Raw genomic sequence first — 21,026 nt, 5'->3', positions numbered from 1 at the left:
GGCTATGTATAGGTTTTGGGGAAACAAATACTTTAATTTAGATTAAGTTCATGATATGATTTGGGGTCAACACTATCACTTAATTACAATGTAAAGATACGTTGAGACCTCTACATTTACCTAAATAATGTTGTGAAGCAGGGTCAATTTGTGGTGAAAAAATTAACGGTATGATTTCCTCGATGAACTACCTGTGATTATCCAGAATATGGCTCTAATATTGATCTAAATGCTCAGGATACAAAAAGTTGTTGTAAGGGAAACGGGTAACATGAATGTCCCGAACTACATTGTAGACCCTTTTTCTAAATTCATCAAGATTTTCTTTGTTCAACGCAGAAATGAACAAGGCATTTTCGCCCATCCTTTGCATCCATGTACGTTTCCATTCTTCGATTGTAAAATGCTTAGAAGTTCTTTCAGTAATAAGGTCATCGTCATCAATCGTTTCATGTTTATATTGATCGATCTTGTTGAAGACCATTATGGTTTTTTTATCGGCACTTTTAATTTCTGCCAAAATATTGTTTACCGATTCTATGTGCTCTTCAAAATTGGGGTGCGAGATATCCACCACATGTAGTAATAAGTCTGCTTCACGTACTTCGTCCAATGTACTCTTAAAGCTTTCGACCAACTGGGTAGGGAGCTTCCTGATAAAACCAACAGTATCACTCAATAGAAAAGGCAAATTTCCAATCACAACTTTTCTAACAGTTGTATCCAAAGTTGCAAATAGCTTGTTTTCGGCGAATACATCACTTTTGCTGATAACATTCATTAAGGTTGATTTTCCAACATTGGTATACCCCACAAGTGCAACACGTACCATAGCCCCTCTGTTGCCCCTTTGGGTCTCCATTTGCTTGTCAATCTTTAAAAGCTTTTTCTTTAACAATGAAATACGGTCCCGAACTATACGTCTATCGGTTTCAATTTCGGTTTCACCAGGACCACGCATACCAATACCCCCTTTTTGACGCTCCAAGTGAGTCCACAGACCTGTTAATCTTGGTAGAAGATATTCATATTGTGCAAGTTCTACTTGGGTGCGTGAATAGCTTGTACGCGCCCGTTGGGCGAATATGTCGAGAATCAAACTTGTGCGATCCAATATTTTGCATCGCAATTGCTTTTCAATATTTCGTTGTTGACCGGGGGATAGTTCATCATCAAAGATGACCGACCCTATTTTATTTTCTTCGACATAATGTTCTACCTCTTGCATCTTCCCACTTCCTATTAAGGTTTTGGGATTGGGAACCTCTACACGTTGCACGAAGCGTTTGGAGACTTCACCTCCCGCCGTATAGGTTAGAAATTCCAGCTCATCTAGGTATTCATTTACCTTTTCCTCATTTTGCTCTCTATTGATGACACCAATTAGGACAGCTTTTTCGTATTCAATGGATTTCTTTTCTAGCATACTTTGAATTAAAGTGCAAATTTACATAATACTGACCAAGCTATTTTTGTAAATTTGTGTCCCTTTAAATAAAATGCATGGTATTTTCACTTTTCAAGAAAAAAAAGAAACATAATCTTCATACGATTGCATTCTATAACCTTGAAAATCTTTTTGATACAATAGATGATCCAGAAACCATGGATGATGATTTCACGCCAGAAGGATTTAAAAAATGGACACCAAAGCGGTATAAGAAAAAAGTATATAAGTTGGCCAAGACCATATCGGAAATTGGGCTCGAATCTGCGAATAGACCACCGGCTTTGGTTGGGATTGCTGAGGTAGAAAATGAAATGGTCGTACAGGATTTGATAAATGCCGAACCTTTACGAAAGACAGCCTATGATTATGTACACTATGATTCTCCCGATGAGCGTGGAATCGACACTGGTCTACTATACCATAGAGACTATTTTGAAGTTCTGTTTTCAGAACCTATTACATTAATGGTCTATAATCCTGATGGAGCACGGGACACAACCCGTGATATTTTATATGTACACGGAAAGTTGAATGGTGAAGTAGTGCATGTTTTTGTTAACCACTGGCCTTCGCGTCGTGATGGTGAGGAGGAAACAGGTTATAAGAGGGTAGAGGCAGCAAAGACCATTAAATTTAAAATGGCGCAAATTGAGGAACAATTTGAAAATCCAAATTATATTATCATGGGTGATTTTAATGATAACCCTGATTCTAAAAGTATTCAGTTGTTGCTTGAGGATTCCAATCTCTATAACCCAATGGAAAAATTGGGATCCCCGGAAAGAGGAAGCGCCAATTACAGAAGAAGTTGGAGTCTATTTGACCAAATTATGGTCTCCCATAATTTCTTTAATTATGAAAAAGGCACGCACAGTTTCGCTCATGCCAACATCTTTGATGATAACCTATTGACGGAATGGAAAGGTAAATTTAAGGGAACCCCGTTTCGCACCTATGCTGGTCGTAAATATATAGGTGGCTATAGCGATCACTTCCCAGTCTATATTCAATTGAAATATAACGGTTAACCTAAAATTATTTAATCTTTGGTTAATTGACTTCCCCACCAATTATTTTTGGGGTCAAAGTCTTCGGATAAAAATTCCATGCGTTGCTCTTCCAATTGCGGCCATTTTTTTTCAACCACATTTTTTAGGTAAGCTTGCTCTTTAGATATGTCGTGTTCTGGATCCCTTTCTGGGAATCTTGCTCCGACTTCGTTTAGATAGTTAAATAAGTCTTTACTTAATTGCTGAACCAATTTAGGCTTCTCATTAGCAATATCCATAGTTTCAGACAAATCGTTTTCAAGATTGTATAGTTCTTCCCTACCGTCTTCATAATAATGAATAAGCTTCCATTCTCCTTTTCTGATTATCGATGAGGGCTCTCCTCCTTGATTACCATAATGGGGATAATGCCATATCAGTGATCTTTCTTCAATTGATTTGTTCTTAAGTAGTGGCACTAAGCTCACACCGTCCTGATGTTCCTCAGGTTTCAAATCCATTCCGGTCAATTCAAGTAGTGTGGGATAGAAATCCGTTCCGGTAACTGGAATATCTGATTGCTGACCACTTTTGGTCAGACCTGGCACTTTTATAAAATAGGGTTCTCGAATTCCACCTTCAAACTGATATCCTTTTCCTGCCCGAAGCGGTAAATTGGAGGTGGCAAAGGCATCTCCTGCAGCAACTCCTCCGTTGTCAGAGGTAAACACTACAATAGTGTTATCATCTAGCCCCATTGCCTTTAATTTATTCAATACCGTCCCAACGGCATCGTCCATAGCTTCAACAAGCCCTGCATAAACGGGATTGTCCTGTACTTTCCGAATAGGAAGAAAATGACCCATTTCAAACCCTTTATCCGCCAAGCCTAGATCCATGGCCTTTTTCCTGTATTTGGTCCATTTTTCTTTTGTGGTCTGTATTGGCCCATGAACGGCATAAAAAGAGAGAAAGGCAAAAACAGGCTGACCTGTGGTTTTGGGATTATTTTCCTCTAAAAATTGAACTGTCTCTTGAGCCAAACGCATGGAAAGATTTTGACCGTCTTCTTTATTTATTAGATTAGGATTTTCATAGGGTGAAAAGTAACCTCCGATAGGGCTCCCAGCGTGCCAACCGCCTTTATTAATGTCAAAACCGTGATCTTCTGGCCAAGACCCCTCGCCACCAAGATGCCATTTTCCTGCAAAAAAGGTTTTATAACCGTTTGCCTTTAACGCTTCCGGTAAAGTAGTAATGTCGTGTGATAAGTTATGAACGTACTTCGGTGGGAGGAGCTTGTTATGTCTTCCTACTTTTCGCCATTCAGTTCCTGTGCGGGCACCAATCCAGTCTGTAATTCCGTGGCGCGCCGGGAATTTACCGGACATGATACTTGCTCTTGAGGGGCTACATACTTGACAAGTGGCATAGCCATTTGTAAAGGTCATCCCTTCATTACCAATACGGTCTATGTTAGGAGTTTCATAAAAATTACTTCCTGTACTACTTAAATCATGATTGCCATAATCGTCTGCAAGAATAAAAAGTACATTGGGCCTAACAGTTTCAATAGTCTCTTTTTGTTCTTTGCACGACATTAAGAGAAGTATAAAAAATATTGACCCTATTAATGGTAGATTTCTGTAGTTATTTTTCATTGGTTAGCTAATAGTTTTGTCTTTAATTAGATGGGTTGTTTTTTACTAGACAATTGTGAATGCATTTCCTGTGATTATCAAGAAACTCTTCAGTTTCTTCTATAAAATCATTGGGTTTTTCATGCCTGTTCATGGTTAAATGGATTATAATGCTATCGGGTGCTGGGGGATATCCTGTGGTAATGGTCCATACTAAGGCATTTGGACATTCCTTCAATGCATAGCGCACACCACCATTAATTGTGCTTTTCTCCAAAGTAAACTCCCCCCAGATACCACCAATTGAGGCCGATATTTCATTGATTTGCTCGAGTAAAACAAATTCATCAGTGAATTCCTCTAGTCTTTCCAAAATAAATGTTTCTTGAATTTTATTTTCGGTGGTTTTAATGTCAATTGTTCTAAAAAATTCCATTATAAAGAGGTTAAATCGATTTTAAACTTTCTTGATTTCAGAGTCGACAAGAAGTTGCTCATTGCGAAGCCTCAAGAAGACTTGGGCGGTCGTAACAACGTCCAGTTCACAATATTTTATTATTCTATCGATGTCCTTATCAATATAATATACATCTCTCACCATGCTACCGTCTATGTCTTCTTTTGGAGAGGGAATGCCCAAAATATTTGCCATTAATTTTAGTGAAGTAAAGTGTTTGTAGTCTCCGAATTTCCATAGCTCCATGGTGTCCAAATGCGGTACTTCCCAAGGTTTTTTACCAAAAAGATCTAATTTATGGGGTAAATCAATTCCATGAATGATCATACGTCTTGCTATGTATGGAAAATCGAATTCCTTGCCATTATGTGCACAAAGCAAATTCTTGGGATACCTAAAATGACTGTTCAAGAGGGTTTTGAATTCTCTGAGTAATTTTGATTCCTCCCCGTGAAAGCTCGTAACCCTAAACTCTCTTATATCACCTTTCATGTTGAAATACCCAACAGAAATACAAATAATCTTTCCGAATTCTGCCCATATACCTGCCCTTTCATAAAATTCTTCAGCAGTGAATTCGTCTTTTCGTTGGTATTGGGATTTATGGTCCCACAATTCTTTTTTTGAATCATCCAAATCAACGTAATTCTCTACTTCTGGAACCGTTTCAATATCCAGGAATAGAATATTCTCTAAATGAAGTTTGTGCAACATGTCACTTATGTTTTAGAAATATAAAAGATCTCGCTTGATTCAACTCTATTGTGTCGTTAGTTATATAATAATCCAAGTCAGAAAACATAAGCTTAAACATAATGCTGTCATTTCCAGTGTCTAATTCCAATTCTTTTTTTGGAGCGCCATTGAGATTTTGACCGTGCTTTGTTAAATGCATTAACTTTGGTCTTATGGGCACGTCAAGGATCAATTTGCTGTCTCTTATTGTAAAAAATGAAAGCGTTTTTCTTTTTTGACTATAATATACTTTGTATTTGCCGATTTCTTTTTCATATTCCTCGCGGTCATTTAAAGAAAGTGTAGTAAAATAGTCATACCCTGATATATCTGTATTTGTTTCAATATTCCAAGAAGAATAATGGTAATATTCACCATTTATGATGTTAATAGTACTGTCTGGCTCTACCTCAATCTTGAGACTATCCAGAAGCATATTTGCAGCACCATAATCATAAGTTCGTCTAGAATTTTCACTAGTATCACGACAGATTTCGTGGGTTGATAAACCAACAATTTCATCCAGCATTTGCACTGATTTTCGGTCTGCTAGAAAGTCAATTATAGACCTTAGGCGTTCATACTGTTCATTTGAGGCCATATTCTTATTTGTTTTGACCTCCTGAAAGATATTTTGAAACTGTGCTAATTGGCTATTTTTTGAGATACTAAAGGCTCCCCAGAATCCAAAAGAAGACAACAGGGCGATAGCACAGAGAGCTATGGGCAGTACTTTTAATTGCTTTCTCTTGCTGAACAATAAGAAAAGAGCCATTCCTAAAATCCAAAACGCGATGAGCAGTACAAAGTATCTGTTTTCAGTAATACCATAGTCTCCAATACGTCTAAAGATTGCAACGAATAACAATACTACTAACGGAAGTAATAATATGTAGAACCAAGGACGAAACTTATTTATAATCCATGACTTTATTGTTTTTTGGATGGGATTGATCATGACCTGGATGATGAATCCCAATAATGAAAGTGCAATAACCAAATAAGAAACCCAGCCCTTTGGTAAGCTCCATTCCAATACTATTTTGATGGTGTAGGCATAAAGAATTATCAGATATAATATCACAAGCGGTATCAAAATGTATTTCACAAAAACTTCCAGCGCCTTATTGTAGTTAATAGTTGTCTGTACCAATACATTTTTGGGGAAATCAGAAAGGTATGTCCAGGTGTTGACGATGCCCAGGCAAAATATAAATAGCTGCCCGTAGCGTTTTGGTTTAATATCTACATCGAACAAGGCCTGTATTGCCGCCAATGCCAAGACCAGTCCTAAATATAGAACACCTGAAAATAAGGCACTTCGACCAATAGCAATGCACATTGATTTTAGATAATTCCAATATGCTTTTTTGTCCCAATTAAGGATAAACGGAGCCACGAAGGCGAATAAATGACCAGCTAGGAAGTACAAAAAGAAACGGATATTGTATTTTGGGTCTATATCGTAGGTTTTGAACTCTGGCAAATGCAAATAAAACAACACCAAAAGAATCAGTGTCAACAGTTTCAGCCATTCCCATTTCTCTGGATTTTTTGACTGCTCAATAAAAAAGCGAACTCCAATAAACCAACTTATTCCTAATACAAAGGTTTGTAAAAGACTTGAATACTCATCAGAGAAAAGGTTTCCATCTACATTGACAATGGCAATACAAATGAGACTCCCTACAATTGCCCAAGAAATTGTAATAGGAAATCTATTAAAGGCATTGAGTGCCTTTTGGGTGATTTCATTGATTGAGGGTAGATTCATATTGAGCAATATCACTTAAATATACAAACAAATTCTAACTTGTTTTTGAGGTGTTTCGGTTCAATTTTAGTCGAAAAATGTGGATATTTTCATGATTTCTCGAAAACTGGTAAAACCGACCGAGTGGTTTGTGAAATGTATCATTTCAGGCCTTCGTAACGGCCAAAATCCCAATTTGGGACCAGAGAAGATCGATGAAATGCACAAAAGTGAATATTTATTCTAAAAAGAAGGGAATAACAAACTAGCTGGTCGGTAAATTCTAAAAGAGAGATTGTTGTTTTACAGGTGACTCATGGTCTAACAACCATTTTTTACGATGAAGACCACCTGCATAACCGGTTAAAGAACCGTCGCTACCAATAACACGATGGCAGGGAACAACAATCCATAATGGGTTTTTACCATTGGCTGCTGCAACCGCTCTAATTGCTTTTACGTCACCCAGTGTTTTAGACAATTCTAGATAAGAAACCGTTTTTCCGAAAGGGATTTGCTCAAGTGCTTTCCAAACCTTTTTTTGGAATTCCGTACCATTGGGATTAAGTGTTAAACTGAATGCCTCTCTATCTCCTTTAAAATATTCTTGAAGTTGATAAACAGAATCTTCAAGGGACTCAGGGATTACGGTACTGATAGGTGTTTCACTGTTGAGAACTGTAATGGAAGTCAAACCATTTTCATCACCTTCTACTTTGGTAATTCCCAGTGGTGTATGTATGAATGCAGTATCCACTAGTCTATTGTTGCATCTTCATCAATAATACCTAAGCGTTTAGCGCGAGTTTTCCAATTTTCACGTGCAAGGTGTTGCAAATCTTCCACATTGTCGCTCTCATCTACTATTTCGAGGCCCAAGAGTGTTTCTATGACATCTTCCATTGACACCAATCCACTTACTGAACCATATTCATCAACAACAAGCGCTATGTGCTTTCTTTCAGAGATAAATGTTTCGAACAAATCTGGGATGGGTTTGTTGCGGTCAACCACAAAGACCTCCCTTTTGATAGATGACAAAGGGTTGTCACCATTTTCGTAGATCATTTCTTCCATGACCGTGTCTTTTAAGACAAAACCAGTGATATTATCCATCTTATCCTTATAAATTGGAATTCTAGAAAATCGAAGTTTTGGATTATCATCAAAAAACTCTTTGATGGTCATACTCTCAGGAGCAATCTTCATTACCGTTCTTGGGGTCATCACATCTTTTGCCAAGATTTCATCGAATTTCAATAGATTTTTTATGATAAGTGATTCAGATTCTTGAAATACTCCTTCTTCATGGGCGATATCTGCCATTGCTGTAAAATCTTCCCGACTCAGTACGCTACCGTGATGCCCTTTGCCACCAACCAACTTGGTGAATAACTGCAATATCCAAAGTAATCCTGTATACTTCAAGATCATGACCATGACCTTTAATGTTTTGGCCGTAAAATTTGCCAACTTCTTCCAATAGGTAGCACCAATGGTCTTGGGAATTATCTCGGAAGCCACTAAAATGAGAATGGTCATAATGGTTGAAACCACACCAACCATTAAATCTTCGGTAAACTCTATTCCGAGAATGGTTCTTTGAGCGCTGCCGTACATACTGCCATACGCTGCTTTTGCCTGTACACCAACCAAAATGGCTCCGACGGTATGTGCTATAGTATTTAACGTAAGAATGGCGATTAAAGGCTTGTCAACATCTTTTTTTAGAGCCTCCAAGGTCTCAGCATAGGGCTTTCCTTCCTTCAACTTTAAGTTGATAAACGTTGGGTTTATGCTCAATAAAACAGCCTCCAAAATGGAGCATAGAAAAGAGAAAAAAATTGATATAAATGCGTAAAATAAAAGTAATCCCATGAACTCGGTTTGTAAAGACTAAAATAATGATATTAAGTGTTAATTGGACAAAACAGCTTGATAAAACACTTGTTGAACTGCAGGTCTAATGTTTAAATTATATAAATTTCTATGCGTTCTTGATGGATTTACTCGATTAGATAGAAATATATATACCAATTGGTTTTTAGGGTCAGCCCAAACGAAAGTACCTGTAAAACCGCTATGTCCAAAGCTATAAGAACTAACCTCAGGCGCAGGGTAGGCCTCTTTTAGTACCAATGTGTCATTTCCAATCATAGGTTTATCAAACCCTAATCCCCTTCTGTTTTTATTCTTTGGATATTGCACCTTGGTAAATTCTTTTAAGGTTGCTTCAGTTAGGATTTGCTTACCGTTGAATGAACCATAATTCTGATACATCTGCATCAATTTCGCTAAATCAGTAGCAGTGCCAAACAGTCCGGCATTACCGGAAACACCGCCCAGTAATGAAGCATTTTCGTCATGTACCCAGCCTTGGGTCAAATCATGCCTATATAAAGTATCTATTTCAGTCGGAACTATTTGGTTTGGAAAGTTTTTAGTTTTTGGGTTAAATCCTAGCGTATTTGCACCCAGAGGTTCATAAAAGTTCTCTGTTAGATAATCCTCATAACTCTTTCCTGTCAATCTCTCAATGAGTTCAGGAAAGATAAGAAACGTAAGGCCCGAATACTTGTATTTTTTTTCGTCATCGACTTTTGACCTCTTTATTATCCGATACATTTTTCGATTAAAATTGCTCTTCACATATAAGTGGTCATAAACTTGATTATTAAACCTTGAATTGGATGTAGTTCTTAAAAAACGGCTTTTCAGTTTTCCGTTTTTCTTAATGGTCTTGCTTAGAAATACAATATATGGAGTTAGGCCAGCTTGGTGGGCCAATATTTCCCTAAGGGTAAGATCCTTTTTGTCTTTTTTGCTTTTCCAGTCATGCCAATAGGTACTAAAAGGTTCGTCCAAATCAAGTTTGCCTTCTTGTACCAATTTCATCAATGCAGGTAAAGGACCACTTATTTTTGTGACAGATGCCAAGTCGTAAATATCATCATTCGAGACAGATTGAATACTGTCATAGGTATGATGACCATAACTTTTATGAAATACGATACTACCGTTTTTTGCTACTAGAATTTGCGCTCCCGGAAATGCTTTCTTTTTTATACCATTCGTTATTATTGAATCTACTTTGTTATAAACAAATGTAGAGTCCATACCCATATTAGATAAAGTTGAAAATGATAGACCATCATCAACTTCAATATTAAGAGGAATTGCCGTATCTTCCTGGGAATAGGCACTCAAATAGAATAAACCAAATAGTATAATAAGTAAGAATCTCATAATATTTTACTCCAAAACACGAATAACATCTTTGGCAAAGTAACTGGCGATGATATTCGCACCAGCTCTTTTGATTGCCAGGAGTTGTTCAATCATAACTGCATCATGATCTAACCAACCTTTTTCAGCCGCAGCTTTTAACATGGCATATTCACCAGATACTTGGTATACTGCAATAGGCACATCAACCTCATTTCTTATTTCACGAATAATATCCAGATAGGCGATTCCCGGTTTTACCATGACAATGTCAGCACCTTCATCAATATCCATTTGGGTTTCACGAATCGCTTCAAATCTGTTGGCAAAATCCATTTGATAGGTCTTCTTGTCTTTAGGCACGTTTTTAATATCTACAGGTGCCGAATCCAGTGCATCACGAAAAGGCCCATAGAATGAGCTCGCATATTTTGCACTATAACTCATAATCCCAGTATTGATATAACCTTCTTCTTCCAAAGCCTCTCTTATGGTCAGAATCCTTCCATCCATCATATCACTTGGGGCCACAAAATCAGCTCCCGCCTCAGCATGGGATACGCTCATTTCTGCCAAGACCTCAGTGGTTTCATCGTTCAATATTTGTCCGTCTGCTACAATTCCGTCATGTCCGTAAGATGAAAAAGGATCTAAGGCTACATCAGTCATGACCAACATTTCTGGGCAGGCATTCTTAACTGTTTTTATTGCACGTTGCATTAGACCATCGGCATTTAAAGCCTCTGTTCCCTTATTGTCTTTGAGGTTGTCTGGTACTTTTACAAACAGCAAAACTGAGCAAAGTCCCATTTTCCACAACTCTTTGACTTCTTTATCAAGATTATCAAGGCTTAACCTATAATAATTGGGCATGGAAGCTATTTCTTCTTTGATTCCTTTTCCTTCAACCACAAAAAGAGGTACAAGAAAGTCATCAGGGCCAATGGTTGTTTCCCGGACTAACCTGCGTATTGATTCATTGGCGCGAAGCCTTCTATTTCTTATGATTGGATACATAACCGGTTTGTCTTTAATATTGACGCGTTAATCACTACAAAGTAAAGAAAATGTGGCTTAGAAAGTACTATCCGCCAATATAATTAGTTCCTCTAACGTTCTATACATATTTTTAATCTGAATAAACAACCCCGGTTTGTTAGAGAGTTTCAAATCCTTAAAATTCAAGTTTCCCTGGCGGAAGTATCAAGAACAGTTCTTACGGCACTTTGCTGAACATGTTCTTGACAATCACCTTCATGTAATCGCACCACCGGGTTCAGGAAAGACCCTTTTGGGAATTGAGATATTAAGACAAATAGGAAAAAAAACCCTTGTTCTATCACCAACATTGACTATTAGAAATCAGTGGGAAGACAGACTACAGCAATATTTTACCACGGGGAGACCATTTGTTAATACCTCTTTTGATATAAATGAACCAAGGGATATTACTTTTAGTACCTATCAAGGGTTACATGCTTTTTTTAAAAAGCAGAATGATGTTCAGGATTTTTTGGAACATTTTAAAAGTAAAGGAATAAAGACCATTGTTTTAGATGAAGCACATCATTTAAAGAATGAATGGTGGAAGTGCTTATTTGCACTTAAAGAGGATCAAGGCCTTACTATAGTTGCTCTTACGGCAACACCACCTTTTGATAGCAGTAGAGCCGAGATAAAACGATATTTTGATTTATGTGGCGAGGTAGATGACCAAATTGCGATTCCTAACTTAATTAAGGAAGGTGACCTATGTCCGCATCAGGATTTTGTTCATTTCTCATTACCTGATCAGTTGACCATTGATTATATAGTGGATTTCAGGTTAAAGGTTGCCCGACTTATTGAAGGGCTAAAGTTTGACCAAGGGTTCATTGATCTTGTAATTAATCATAGATTTTATTCGGATACTGAAAACAGTTTAGAGGAAATCTACAGGTATCCTGCTGTTTTTTCGGCACAACTAATTTTTCTAAACAACGTTGGTGTTGAAATTCCCAAAGAAAAACTGAAGATATTGGGTTTTAATGCTAAGGAAAAAGTTACTTACCCATCATTTACCCATGACTGGGCCAGTGTGCTGCTCAATTTTATGTTCTTCGCTGACCGGGATCAATTGTCGGCGGAAGAAGGTATTGTTACTGCCTTCGAAAGAAAACTCAAAAAAATAGGGGTGCTAAAGACACATCGGGTCGATTTAATTGGTAATGACCGATTTTATAAGACACTCTCCAATAGTCCAAGTAAACTTAAAAGCATTGTTGAAATAGCGAAAGCCGCAGAACACGAGCTGGGAGCGGATTTAAGGACGGTTGTATTGTCTGATTATATCCGAAAGGAATATTTAGAATTGGGTGATGATAGAATCAATGAAATTGAAAAGTTAGGTGTGATTCCCATTTTTCAAAAGTTGAGAACCTCAATGACCAATAAATCCAAAATTGCCGTTCTCACAGGAAGTGTGGTGATTGTTAGCTCCCAGGTCTATGACTTTGCTTTAAAAAATTCAGGACAAAACAACCTTAGTACCACACCTTTAAAAATCGATTCATCCTTTGTAGTTCTAAAAGGGAATAACAGTAATGCCAAAAGCCTGGTCGAAATGGTAACCGAATGGTTTCAAAAAGGGGAGATTACAATTCTTATTGGCACAAAAGCACTTCTTGGAGAAGGTTGGGATGCTCCGGCAATAAATACATTGATTTTGGCTTCATCTGTAGGCTCCTTCGTGACCTCGAATCAAATGCGAGGAAGAGCTATTAGGACTTTTGAACAAGTTCCCGATAAAACGGCGACAATTTGGCATTTGGCATGTTTGGACCCTTCAGATGAGAACGGGGGGAGCGATTATGAAATTCTTAGTAAGAGGTTCGCCGCTTTCATGGGAATATCCAATACCGAAACTTTGGTAATTGAAAATGGCATTGAAAGGCTGAATCTTGGTTTGCCAAAAACTGAGACCGAGGTTGAACGAATAAATAATTATAGTTCGTCTCTTGCCATGAATCGTTCAATAATTCGAGAAAAGTGGGAAAAAGCGATAACCACAGGGCGTAGTTTAGTGAAGGAGTTAAAACATTTTTATTCGGGGGATACAGACTATTCCAAGCAAAAGAGACTCTATTATAATGATGTTGTTTTGAATGTTGTTATGGAGTTGATTCTAGGTTTAAGCTTCTTTATTCCTGAAATTGTTTTAAAGAATTTGAACATATTACTACAAGGGGGTTGGTTAAAATTTGTTTACATTCTCTTGTCAGCATTGGTGTTAGGTTATGGGGCAAAAACCTATAAGGCAATTAGATTATATATTGTTCATGGCCGTTTGCATAAAGACATTTTTAAAATTGGTTGGGCAATAATCAAGACGCACAAGGAACTTGGTTATTTAAAAAGTACGATATCCGATATTAACATTGAAGTTGACCTTGGCCCTAATGGTACCGTTTCGTGCGTTCCTAAAGGTATGACCACTTATGAGAGCACTTTATTTGTAAACGCGTTGGATGAGGTTATCGCTCCAATTGAAAATCCCAGGTATTTGATAGTAAGAAAAGAATGGATGCGGAAACTGATAGGTGTAGAGCGCTTTTTTGTTATCCCGGAATTGTTTGGTGATAAAAAGGAAAATGCCTTAATCTTTTTGAAGCATTGGAAAACAAATGTTGGCAATGCACGAATTATTTATACCCGTCATTTAGAAGGCAGAAAGTTGCTGCTGAAGGCTCGGATGTTCCACATGGGCAATTCAGAAGAAAAGAGAACCAAGAAATCGGTTATTTGGGGTTAAACCTCAATTTCACCTTCTAGGTAAGCTACCGCTTTTCCAGAAATGCTTACCCGATTACCTCTATTTTCACAAACAAGATCTCCACCTCTTTTCGACAGTTGTTTGGCGAAAAGTTTGTCTTTTCCCAAAACCTTTGACCAATAAGGTGTTAAGGATGTATGTGCTGATCCAGTAACGGGATCTTCCGGTATGCCACATAGTGGAGCAAAAAACCGAGAAACAAAATCCACCTCTCTGCCTTGAGCTGTAACAATAACTCCTCTTGCATCAACTTGATCCAAAATAAAATAGTTTGGAACTATTCGCTCTACTTCCGCTTGATTTTTACAGATAACCAAATAATCAGTCTTTCCTTTAAAAGTGATTCTAGGTGAAATGTTTAATGCTTCATTTATTTTTGAAACCGATTTCACTTCTATCAGTTCATCAGTAGGGAAGTCCATCGTAAAAGAACCATCATCTTCTTTTTGTACTGCCAATGCACCGCTTCTCTCTGAATAAAAATCTATATGAGTGGTTTTGGGAATAAAGCGATTGAATAAGACATAGGCCGAAGCAAGAGTAGCGTGTCCACATAAATCAACCTCGATTTCAGGAGTAAACCAGCGTATTTCATAACGGTTCTTATTTTTTACGATAAAAGCGGTTTCAGCCAAATTGTTTTCTGCTGCTATTTTTTGCATTAATTCGGTGTCTAACCAAGCATTCAACACACAAACCGCAGCGGGATTACCAGAAAAGACCTTGTCTGTAAATGCATCTATTTGATATATTTTTAATTTCATAATTAGTAATTAATCAAGGATCTACGGTTTGCGAACAGTCAAGGATGCGCATTAAATCCTCATTCAATCCGTGTTTCTCCCATAACTTTACATCTTTTTCGATGTTTTTGGGATTCTGGTCGGCATCTATATATTTTTTGATGGAATCAATCAGCGGGTCATCCAAGGATTCTATTCTCAAAATAGACTTATTCCCCGGAATACTCAAGGCATTTTCATAATCATAACAAAAGACCAAAAGGTGGTCATCTACTTTTAGATTTAATCCATTAAAACAATCACTTACGAAAAATTGTTGGCTCTTATAACTCTGCTGTCCAAGGTCCTTTGCTTTGAATACACGGTCAATAAGAACATATCCTTTTTGGGAAGTATATAAAGGGCCAGCTTCATCAGTCGGTTCAAGAATATCAGTAATTGTGCCACTGAACACCAAGGATAATTCATCACCACATTGACCAATGAACGCACCTGATTCTGGCCACCAATAGGTATATCCCACATCTAAGGTGTCTTTGGTAAATTCAATTTCTAAATCGCTTTTAGTCTTCTTTTTTGAATTACAGGAAGAAAAGAAGCTTAAAAAGGCCAATAAGAATAGGAAATGTCTACTCATTTTTTTCATGATGCATTTTAACAATAGCCTTTAATCTTTCTTTACGAGTCTCTTTTTCTTTTTTTAGTTTGTTCTTTTTCTGGTTTAAGAGTTTTGTATGCTTTGCTTTATTGACCGTATTTTTCTCTTTACCCTTTTTAGCCATAATATGAATACTTATACCCAATTTTTAGGCCTTTGTAAAACACTAATCAATTTTTCTTCTTCACTTCCTTTTATAGGATGATGGTCGTATTGCCATTGTACATGAGGAGGTAAACTCATTAGTATGCTTTCAATTCTACCGTTAGTTCGTAAACCAAATAAGGTACCTTTATCATGAACCAGATTAAATTCAACATAACGACCACGTCTTATTTCTTGCCAATTGCGCTGTTCTTTTGAATACGTAAGTTCTTTTCTTTTCTCAATAATAGGAACGTAGGCACACAAAAAACTATCTCCCACTTCAGTTACAAATTTATACCAATCTTGCATAGATATATCTTTGGTTGCCTTACAGTAATCGAAAAATAGCCCGCCTACACCTCGGGCCTCATTTCTGTGTGCATTCCAGAAATAATTATCACATTTCTTTTTATAGGTAGGGTAGAACTCGGGATTATGTTGGTCACAGGCTCTTTTACAAACAGCATGAAAATGTTTAGCGTCCTCGTCAAATAAGTAATACGGAGTTAAATCCTGTCCGCCTCCAAACCATTGATCAACAATATTCCCTTTTTTGTCATACATTTCAAAATAACGCCAATTGGCATGTACTGTTGGTACCATTGGGTTTTTGGGATGGAGGACCAAGCTCAATCCGCAGGCAAAAAAATCAGCATCTTTAACCCCAAAATAGGCTTGCATGCTTTCAGGTAAAGCTCCGTGTACCGCCGAAATATTCACACCACCCTTTTCAAAGACGGCACCATTTTCAATTACACGTGTTCTCCCGCCGCCGCCTTCCGGTCTTTTCCAAAGGTCTTCTATAAAAGACGTCTGCCCATCAACTTCTTCCAATTTTGAAGTTATGCTGTCTTGAAGTTTAAGTATGTAATTGTAAAATTTATCTTTCATCCGTATAGTTCGTAAAGTTCCATATCCAAGGCATCTTCCCCTGGAGGAGTATGTTCTTTTTTCAAAGTACGTTGCCAAATATAACCATTGTTCTGCGCAACCTTTATGCTTCCAATATTTGTATTGTGCACTATAATTTGAAGTTTGTTTAGTCGCAGATTCTCAAAGGCATATTGAGATAGTTTTTCGACGGCTCGAGACATCCAACCTTTACCTTCATATTGGTAACCTATGCAATAGGCGAGTTCGGCCTGTTTCTTTTTCCAATCCAATTCCTTGATATAGACCAGACCTATGATTGTTCTGTTTTCTTTATGTTTAAGGGCGTATAATAGTTCTTCCTTAGCTATAAATTGTCGGGCTTTTTTAGCTACGAAATTTGCGGCTAGAGTTGGATTAAGATTTTGTTCTAAAGTCTTTGGAAAATAACGTTTTAAACGGTCTTCGTTTGAAACTACAAAATCACAAAGCCGCCATGCATCTTTCTCCGCTATGGCTTCTATGCTGTAGTTTTCAAGCTCTAAAATCATTAAACCAATTGGTATTAAACGGAACTTTTGTATTCTTTTACTGCATCAATGAAGGCCTTGGCATTATCCAATGGTATATTTGGTAATATACCATGACCAAGATTTACAACGTATTTGTCCTTGCCAAATTCATTGATCATTTGGGTTACCATTTTTTTGATTTCAGCAGGAGGAGACAATAACCGTGAAGGGTCAAAATTCCCTTGTAACGTTATATTGCCACCTGACAGATAGCGCGCATTTTTTGGAGAGCATGTCCAGTCGACGCCTAAGGCCGATGCTCCTGATTTTGCCATATCATTTAAAGCGAACCAACACCCTTTTCCGAAAACTATGACAGGAGCCTCCTCTTTTAATGCATCAATAATCTGTTGAATGTATTGAAATGAGAATTCCTGATAATCGGTAGGAGAAAGCATTCCTCCCCAAGAATCGAAAACCTGTACGGCGTTCACTCCAGCTTTTACTTTTTCCTTTAGATAGGCTATTGTGGTATCTGTTATTTTTTGAAGTAGTTGATGAGCTGCGACGGGCTGTGTAAAACAAAATTCCTTGGCTTTGTCAAATGTTTTGCTGCCTTGACCTTGTACGCAATAGCAAAGTATCGTCCAAGGGGAACCTGCAAATCCGATCAATGGAATCTCATCATTCAGTTTCTCTTTTGTCATTTTTATAGCCTGCATCACATAATCCAATTCTTCAGTTACATCAGGAACTATTACGTTATCAACAGCCTTTTGGGTTTGTATAGGGTTGGGAAGGTAAGGTCCAAAATTTGGTTTCATTTGCACCTCTATATTCATTGCCTGCGGTATCACAAGAATGTCACTGAAAAGAATAGCAGCATCCATACCGTATCGGCGTATAGGTTGTACCGTAATCTCAGAGGCCAATTCCGGGGTTTGACAACGCGTAAAGAAATCGTACTTTTTACGAATCTCAATAAATTCAGGTAAATACCTACCTGCTTGGCGCATCATCCAAACGGGTGGTCTTTCTACAGTCTCACCTTTTAACGCTCTTAGGAATAAATCGTTTTTCATATAGTTCTTAGCTATTGGCTATTTTAAAATGTTCATTCACTAAATCAATAACGCCGCTAACGTCAGGGATTTTGGCTACTTTAACTTCTTGAAAATGTACTCTTGCCGCCTTTGCGGTCGTTTCTCCAATACAGTAGGCTATTTTGTTCGCCTTATTTTTTTGCAGATAACTTTCAACACCCGACGGACTAAAAAATAACACCCCTTCTACGCTATCTTCAATCTCAATGGGCGTAAGTTTAGTTCGGTAAGTTTCAATCTCATGAACAACAATATTATTATCCTTCATTATTTTAGGAAAGTCATCTAACCGAATATTGCTACAAAAATATGTTACTTCGGTACCATCCATGAATTCGACCAAATGCTCGGCAAGCTTCTTTGCATTTCTTTCAAAATGAGTGACTTTTCCAATACGGTTTTCAACCAAACGTTTTGTTTTGCGCCCAACACAGTAGATATTTTTGAACTTAAGTTCATTGGCACTTATATTGGTCAATAATGCCTCTACCGCATTTTTACTTGTTAGAACAACATTCTGTATTTCGGTCTTTAATTCTTTAAGTGGAATACGCGTGGGGCTTGTTTTTATAAAATCTTCAGAGGCTACATGAAGGTCATCTTTAAACTGTAGTCGCTGATTTTGCGTTAATTTTTTAGTTGAAAAAATGGTCGTTTTTGTACTACTGTTAAGTATTTCACCCATAAGGCGTTTGCCACCACGTGCCAAGATACTATTGGCGCAATCGCGTGCCATGTTTTGGTGTTTGCCCAAAGGTTCGGCAAACTCTGCTTCCAATCTTTTCTTCCCGTCCAAGGAAAGCAATACACCTTTAAGTTTTACTTCTTCCTCTTTGTTTATATATGCCAAGGCTCCAATTGGGGCGGTACAACCTCCTTCTAAAATGCGCAAAAACTCACGCTCCAATCCAGTACAGATTTCGGTTGCTTCATGGTTCATTTGAGCACAGGCTTCTAGGACATACTCGTCATTTTCCAAGGCAACCACCATAATTGCCCCTTGTGCGGGAGCAGGAACCATCCAAGTAAGACCAATTGTGTTTTCATGCTCCAAACCAATACGATCTAAACCGGCTGCGGCAAAAATTGCCCCGTTCCAATCATTATCGTTCAGCTTTTGCATTCGACTGTTAATGTTCCCCCGTAGATCAACTACAGTATGAGTCGGGTATCTGTTGAGCCATTGCGCTTTTCTACGCAAACTCCCTGTGGCAATAATGGCATCCCTGCCGCCCAAAAATTCTTCATTGTCATTATAGGCAAGAATATCCAAATAATTAGCACGTTTCAAAACTGCAGCTTGTACTATACCTTTTGGTAATGCTGTGGGAACATCCTTCATCGAATGCACGGCAATGTCAATATCGCCATTGAGCATAGCGACATCCAATGTCTTGGTGAATATACCAGTGACCCCCAATTCATAAAGAGGTTTATCAAGAACAATATCACCTGTAGATTTTACAGGTACTAAAGTGGTCTGGTGTCCTAAAGCTTCAAGTTGGTTTTTAACGGCATTTGCCTGCCATAGCGCCAATTCACTATCGCGGGTACCTATTCTAATTATTTTACTCATTGGGAATTTAGTTCTAACTGAAAAACTTTTTGGATAAGTGCCAAACTTTCACCTGCATCACCATTGGCATCCTTAAGGTGGTTGGCAAATTGTTTGGTGATTTTTTGAATAATACGGTCCGATATGACATCAGCCTGTTCTGAGTTGAAGTCCGATAACTTTTTAGATTGATAATCAAGCTCTTCAACCTTCATGGTATTCAACTTATTCTTAAGTGCCTTAATCACGGGTGCGAACTTTCTAGTTTCCAGCCATTGAATAAACTCGCCTTTAATAGCCTCGATAATACGTTCCGCTTGGGGAATGAATTGTTTTCTTCGCTCCAAAGTCTCATCAGTCATCTGAGAAAGATGATCCAAATGAATAACAGTCACGTTTTCCATTTCGGTAACGTCTTCAGCAACATTTTTAGGGACTGAAAGATCCAAGATCAATAAAGGTTTTTTGGTATATAATAATTCTTTGGATATGGTAGGAGTTTGAGCCCCAGTTGCTACTATCAACACATCAGAATTCCGAATCTCAGTCTGTAGGTCACCATAATCCTTTACCACCAAGTTGAACTTTCCGGCAATTTTTTCTGCCTTGTCCTTTGTTCGGTTGATTAATGTTATATGTGAATTATGCGTATGCTTAATTAAATTCTCACAAGTATTCCTTCCTATTTTTCCAGTTCCAAAGAGCAGAATATTCTTGTCTGAAATGTTCTCTACATTTTTAAGGATGTATTGAACCGATGCGAAAGCTACAGAAGTTGCACCAGATGAGATTTCGGTTTCGTTCTTAATACGTTTGCTTGCCTGAATCACTGAATTGCATAAGCGCTCAATGAAAGGGTTGGCAATGTCATGTTTTTTCGAACGATTGAAACTTTGACGCAATTGACTGATTATTTCAAAATCTCCTAAAATTTGACTATCCAATCCTGTGCCCACCCGAAACAAGTGTGAAATGGCATCATTGTTCTTGTACACATAAGCTACTTCTTGAAATTGTTCAATAGTACCTAACGTATTGTCACATAAAAGCTTTATAAGTTGAAAGGGGTGCTGGGCAAAACCATGAAGCTCGGTACGATTACAAGTAGACGTAACCAATAAACCGTCAAGGTCTTGTGCCTTGGCCTGAGTCAATAAATTTTTCATGGCAGCTTCATCTAAACTGAAGTTACCTCGAATAAGAGCATCAGCTTTTTTGTAATTCAAGCCAATGGTGTAAAAAGAATTATGTTTTGAAATATGATAATCTTTCATAGGTCCGTTTGGAACGTGCACAAAAATAGAAGCATCATTTGTATAAAAGTAACGCTAGAGGAACAATTAATATCGATTTCGGTGATTTTAAGACCTTTTCGTCG

Annotated in this window: 19 protein-coding genes; 2 read left to right on the top strand and 17 right to left on the bottom strand. The window is 37.7% G+C overall.

The annotated features are described in order from the left end of the window. Positions 1–214: 214 nt before the first annotated feature. Positions 215–1,426: a GTPase HflX gene (gene hflX / locus FB2170_RS06475; RefSeq protein WP_013305731.1), complete on the bottom strand. Its 1,212-nt coding sequence runs from the start codon at positions 1,424–1,426 to the stop codon at positions 215–217. A 77-nt stretch (positions 1,427–1,503) separates the two neighbouring features. Here hflX and FB2170_RS06470 point away from each other — a divergent pair, with 77 nt between their 5' ends. Next, positions 1,504–2,478, top strand: coding sequence for an endonuclease/exonuclease/phosphatase family protein (locus tag FB2170_RS06470; RefSeq protein ID WP_013305730.1), 975 nt, complete (start codon positions 1,504–1,506; stop codon positions 2,476–2,478). Positions 2,479–2,489: 11 nt separating this feature from the next. Here the strand turns inward: FB2170_RS06470 and FB2170_RS06465 are convergent, their stop codons facing one another. The 8 genes from FB2170_RS06465 to hemB all read right to left on the bottom strand — a co-directional run bounded on the left by FB2170_RS06465 (position 2,490) and on the right by hemB (position 11,266). Further along, positions 2,490–4,100, bottom strand: a complete 1,611-nt coding sequence (locus FB2170_RS06465; protein WP_148232073.1) for a sulfatase — start codon at positions 4,098–4,100, stop codon at positions 2,490–2,492. 22 nt (positions 4,101–4,122) lie between these two features. Continuing rightward, on the bottom strand, positions 4,123–4,515 hold the full coding sequence (locus FB2170_RS06460) for a hypothetical protein (protein WP_013305728.1): 393 nt from the start codon (positions 4,513–4,515) through the stop codon (positions 4,123–4,125). A 21-nt stretch (positions 4,516–4,536) separates the two neighbouring features. Continuing rightward, positions 4,537–5,250, bottom strand: coding sequence for a 3'-5' exonuclease (locus FB2170_RS06455; protein ID WP_013305727.1), 714 nt, complete (start codon positions 5,248–5,250; stop codon positions 4,537–4,539). 1 nt (position 5,251) lies between these two features. Next, complete coding sequence (locus FB2170_RS06450; RefSeq protein WP_041632698.1) at positions 5,252–7,045, bottom strand: DUF4153 domain-containing protein; 1,794 nt, start codon at positions 7,043–7,045, stop codon at positions 5,252–5,254. Between the two features lie 262 nt (positions 7,046–7,307). Beyond that, complete coding sequence (locus FB2170_RS06445) at positions 7,308–7,781, bottom strand: methylated-DNA--[protein]-cysteine S-methyltransferase (RefSeq protein WP_013305726.1); 474 nt, start codon at positions 7,779–7,781, stop codon at positions 7,308–7,310. Next, the gene (locus tag FB2170_RS06440; RefSeq protein WP_013305725.1) at positions 7,781–8,902 is read right to left on the bottom strand and encodes a CNNM domain-containing protein; all 1,122 of its coding nucleotides are present in this window, start codon (positions 8,900–8,902) and stop codon (positions 7,781–7,783) included. The genes FB2170_RS06445 and FB2170_RS06440 overlap by 1 nt, the downstream gene beginning before the upstream one ends. Before the next feature lie 39 nt (positions 8,903–8,941). Continuing rightward, complete coding sequence (locus tag FB2170_RS06435; RefSeq protein ID WP_013305724.1) at positions 8,942–10,270, bottom strand: serine hydrolase domain-containing protein; 1,329 nt, start codon at positions 10,268–10,270, stop codon at positions 8,942–8,944. A 6-nt stretch (positions 10,271–10,276) separates the two neighbouring features. Next, entirely contained in the window at positions 10,277–11,266 is a 990-nt protein-coding gene (gene hemB / locus FB2170_RS06430; RefSeq protein WP_013305723.1) for a porphobilinogen synthase, read from the bottom strand. Positions 11,267–11,402: 136 nt separating this feature from the next. On the opposite strand from hemB, the gene FB2170_RS06425 reads away from it, so the two are divergent. Further along, on the top strand, positions 11,403–14,039 hold the full coding sequence (locus tag FB2170_RS06425) for a DEAD/DEAH box helicase family protein (RefSeq protein ID WP_013305722.1): 2,637 nt from the start codon (positions 11,403–11,405) through the stop codon (positions 14,037–14,039). Here the strand turns inward: FB2170_RS06425 and FB2170_RS06420 are convergent. From FB2170_RS06420 to hemA, 8 genes are read right to left on the bottom strand one after another with little or no spacing between them, the layout of a single operon-like run. Continuing rightward, positions 14,036–14,824, bottom strand: a complete 789-nt coding sequence (locus FB2170_RS06420; RefSeq protein WP_013305721.1) for a PhzF family phenazine biosynthesis protein — start codon at positions 14,822–14,824, stop codon at positions 14,036–14,038. The two genes, FB2170_RS06425 and FB2170_RS06420, sit on opposite strands and share 4 nt — an antisense overlap. Before the next feature lie 13 nt (positions 14,825–14,837). Next, positions 14,838–15,449, bottom strand: a complete 612-nt coding sequence (locus FB2170_RS06415) for a hypothetical protein (protein ID WP_013305720.1) — start codon at positions 15,447–15,449, stop codon at positions 14,838–14,840. After that, on the bottom strand, positions 15,433–15,585 hold the full coding sequence (locus tag FB2170_RS17420) for a hypothetical protein (protein WP_013305719.1): 153 nt from the start codon (positions 15,583–15,585) through the stop codon (positions 15,433–15,435). Before FB2170_RS17420 ends, FB2170_RS06415 begins: the two co-directional genes overlap by 17 nt. An 11-nt stretch (positions 15,586–15,596) precedes the next feature. After that, positions 15,597–16,499 carry an oxygen-dependent coproporphyrinogen oxidase gene (hemF, locus tag FB2170_RS06410; protein ID WP_013305718.1) on the bottom strand — a complete coding sequence of 301 codons (903 nt, stop codon included), beginning with the start codon at positions 16,497–16,499 and terminating at the stop codon, positions 15,597–15,599. Further along, a complete protein-coding gene (locus FB2170_RS06405) occupies positions 16,496–17,029 on the bottom strand; it encodes a GNAT family N-acetyltransferase (RefSeq protein WP_013305717.1) in 534 nt (177 codons plus the stop codon). Before FB2170_RS06405 ends, hemF begins: the two co-directional genes overlap by 4 nt. A gap of 14 nt (positions 17,030–17,043) precedes the next feature. Next, positions 17,044–18,072 carry a uroporphyrinogen decarboxylase gene (hemE, locus tag FB2170_RS06400; protein ID WP_013305716.1) on the bottom strand — a complete coding sequence of 343 codons (1,029 nt, stop codon included), beginning with the start codon at positions 18,070–18,072 and terminating at the stop codon, positions 17,044–17,046. A 7-nt stretch (positions 18,073–18,079) separates the two neighbouring features. Beyond that, positions 18,080–19,669, bottom strand: a complete 1,590-nt coding sequence (hemC, locus tag FB2170_RS06395) for a hydroxymethylbilane synthase (protein WP_013305715.1) — start codon at positions 19,667–19,669, stop codon at positions 18,080–18,082. Then, positions 19,666–20,922, bottom strand: a complete 1,257-nt coding sequence (gene hemA, locus FB2170_RS06390; RefSeq protein ID WP_013305714.1) for a glutamyl-tRNA reductase — start codon at positions 20,920–20,922, stop codon at positions 19,666–19,668. The genes hemC and hemA overlap by 4 nt, the downstream gene beginning before the upstream one ends. Positions 20,923–21,026: the final 104 nt, after the last annotated feature.

Origin of the sequence: Maribacter sp. HTCC2170, assembly GCF_000153165.2 — a bacterium.
Taxonomy (GTDB): domain Bacteria; phylum Bacteroidota; class Bacteroidia; order Flavobacteriales; family Flavobacteriaceae; genus Maribacter_A.
This window is presented reverse-complemented; position numbering and strand designations above follow the sequence as displayed.

Excerpts from the sequence above, each read along its gene's own strand:
- hflX (WP_013305731.1), bottom strand. The coding sequence starts at position 1,426 with ATGCTAGAAAAGAAATCCATTGAATACGAAAAAGCTGTCCTAATTGGT.
- FB2170_RS06470 (WP_013305730.1), top strand. The coding sequence starts at position 1,504 with ATGGTATTTTCACTTTTCAAGAAAAAAAAGAAACATAATCTTCATACG.
- FB2170_RS06465 (WP_148232073.1), bottom strand. The coding sequence starts at position 4,100 with ATGAAAAATAACTACAGAAATCTACCATTAATAGGGTCAATATTTTTT.
- FB2170_RS06460 (WP_013305728.1), bottom strand. The coding sequence starts at position 4,515 with ATGGAATTTTTTAGAACAATTGACATTAAAACCACCGAAAATAAAATT.
- FB2170_RS06455 (WP_013305727.1), bottom strand. The coding sequence starts at position 5,250 with ATGTTGCACAAACTTCATTTAGAGAATATTCTATTCCTGGATATTGAA.
- FB2170_RS06450 (WP_041632698.1), bottom strand. The coding sequence starts at position 7,045 with ATGAATCTACCCTCAATCAATGAAATCACCCAAAAGGCACTCAATGCC.
- FB2170_RS06440 (WP_013305725.1), bottom strand. The coding sequence starts at position 8,902 with ATGGGATTACTTTTATTTTACGCATTTATATCAATTTTTTTCTCTTTT.
- FB2170_RS06435 (WP_013305724.1), bottom strand. The coding sequence starts at position 10,270 with ATGAGATTCTTACTTATTATACTATTTGGTTTATTCTATTTGAGTGCC.
- hemB (WP_013305723.1), bottom strand. The coding sequence starts at position 11,266 with ATGTATCCAATCATAAGAAATAGAAGGCTTCGCGCCAATGAATCAATA.
- FB2170_RS06420 (WP_013305721.1), bottom strand. The coding sequence starts at position 14,824 with ATGAAATTAAAAATATATCAAATAGATGCATTTACAGACAAGGTCTTT.
- FB2170_RS06415 (WP_013305720.1), bottom strand. The coding sequence starts at position 15,449 with ATGAAAAAAATGAGTAGACATTTCCTATTCTTATTGGCCTTTTTAAGC.
- FB2170_RS17420 (WP_013305719.1), bottom strand. The coding sequence starts at position 15,585 with ATGGCTAAAAAGGGTAAAGAGAAAAATACGGTCAATAAAGCAAAGCAT.
- hemF (WP_013305718.1), bottom strand. The coding sequence starts at position 16,499 with ATGAAAGATAAATTTTACAATTACATACTTAAACTTCAAGACAGCATA.
- FB2170_RS06405 (WP_013305717.1), bottom strand. The coding sequence starts at position 17,029 with ATGATTTTAGAGCTTGAAAACTACAGCATAGAAGCCATAGCGGAGAAA.
- hemE (WP_013305716.1), bottom strand. The coding sequence starts at position 18,072 with ATGAAAAACGATTTATTCCTAAGAGCGTTAAAAGGTGAGACTGTAGAA.
- hemC (WP_013305715.1), bottom strand. The coding sequence starts at position 19,669 with ATGAGTAAAATAATTAGAATAGGTACCCGCGATAGTGAATTGGCGCTA.
- hemA (WP_013305714.1), bottom strand. The coding sequence starts at position 20,922 with ATGAAAGATTATCATATTTCAAAACATAATTCTTTTTACACCATTGGC.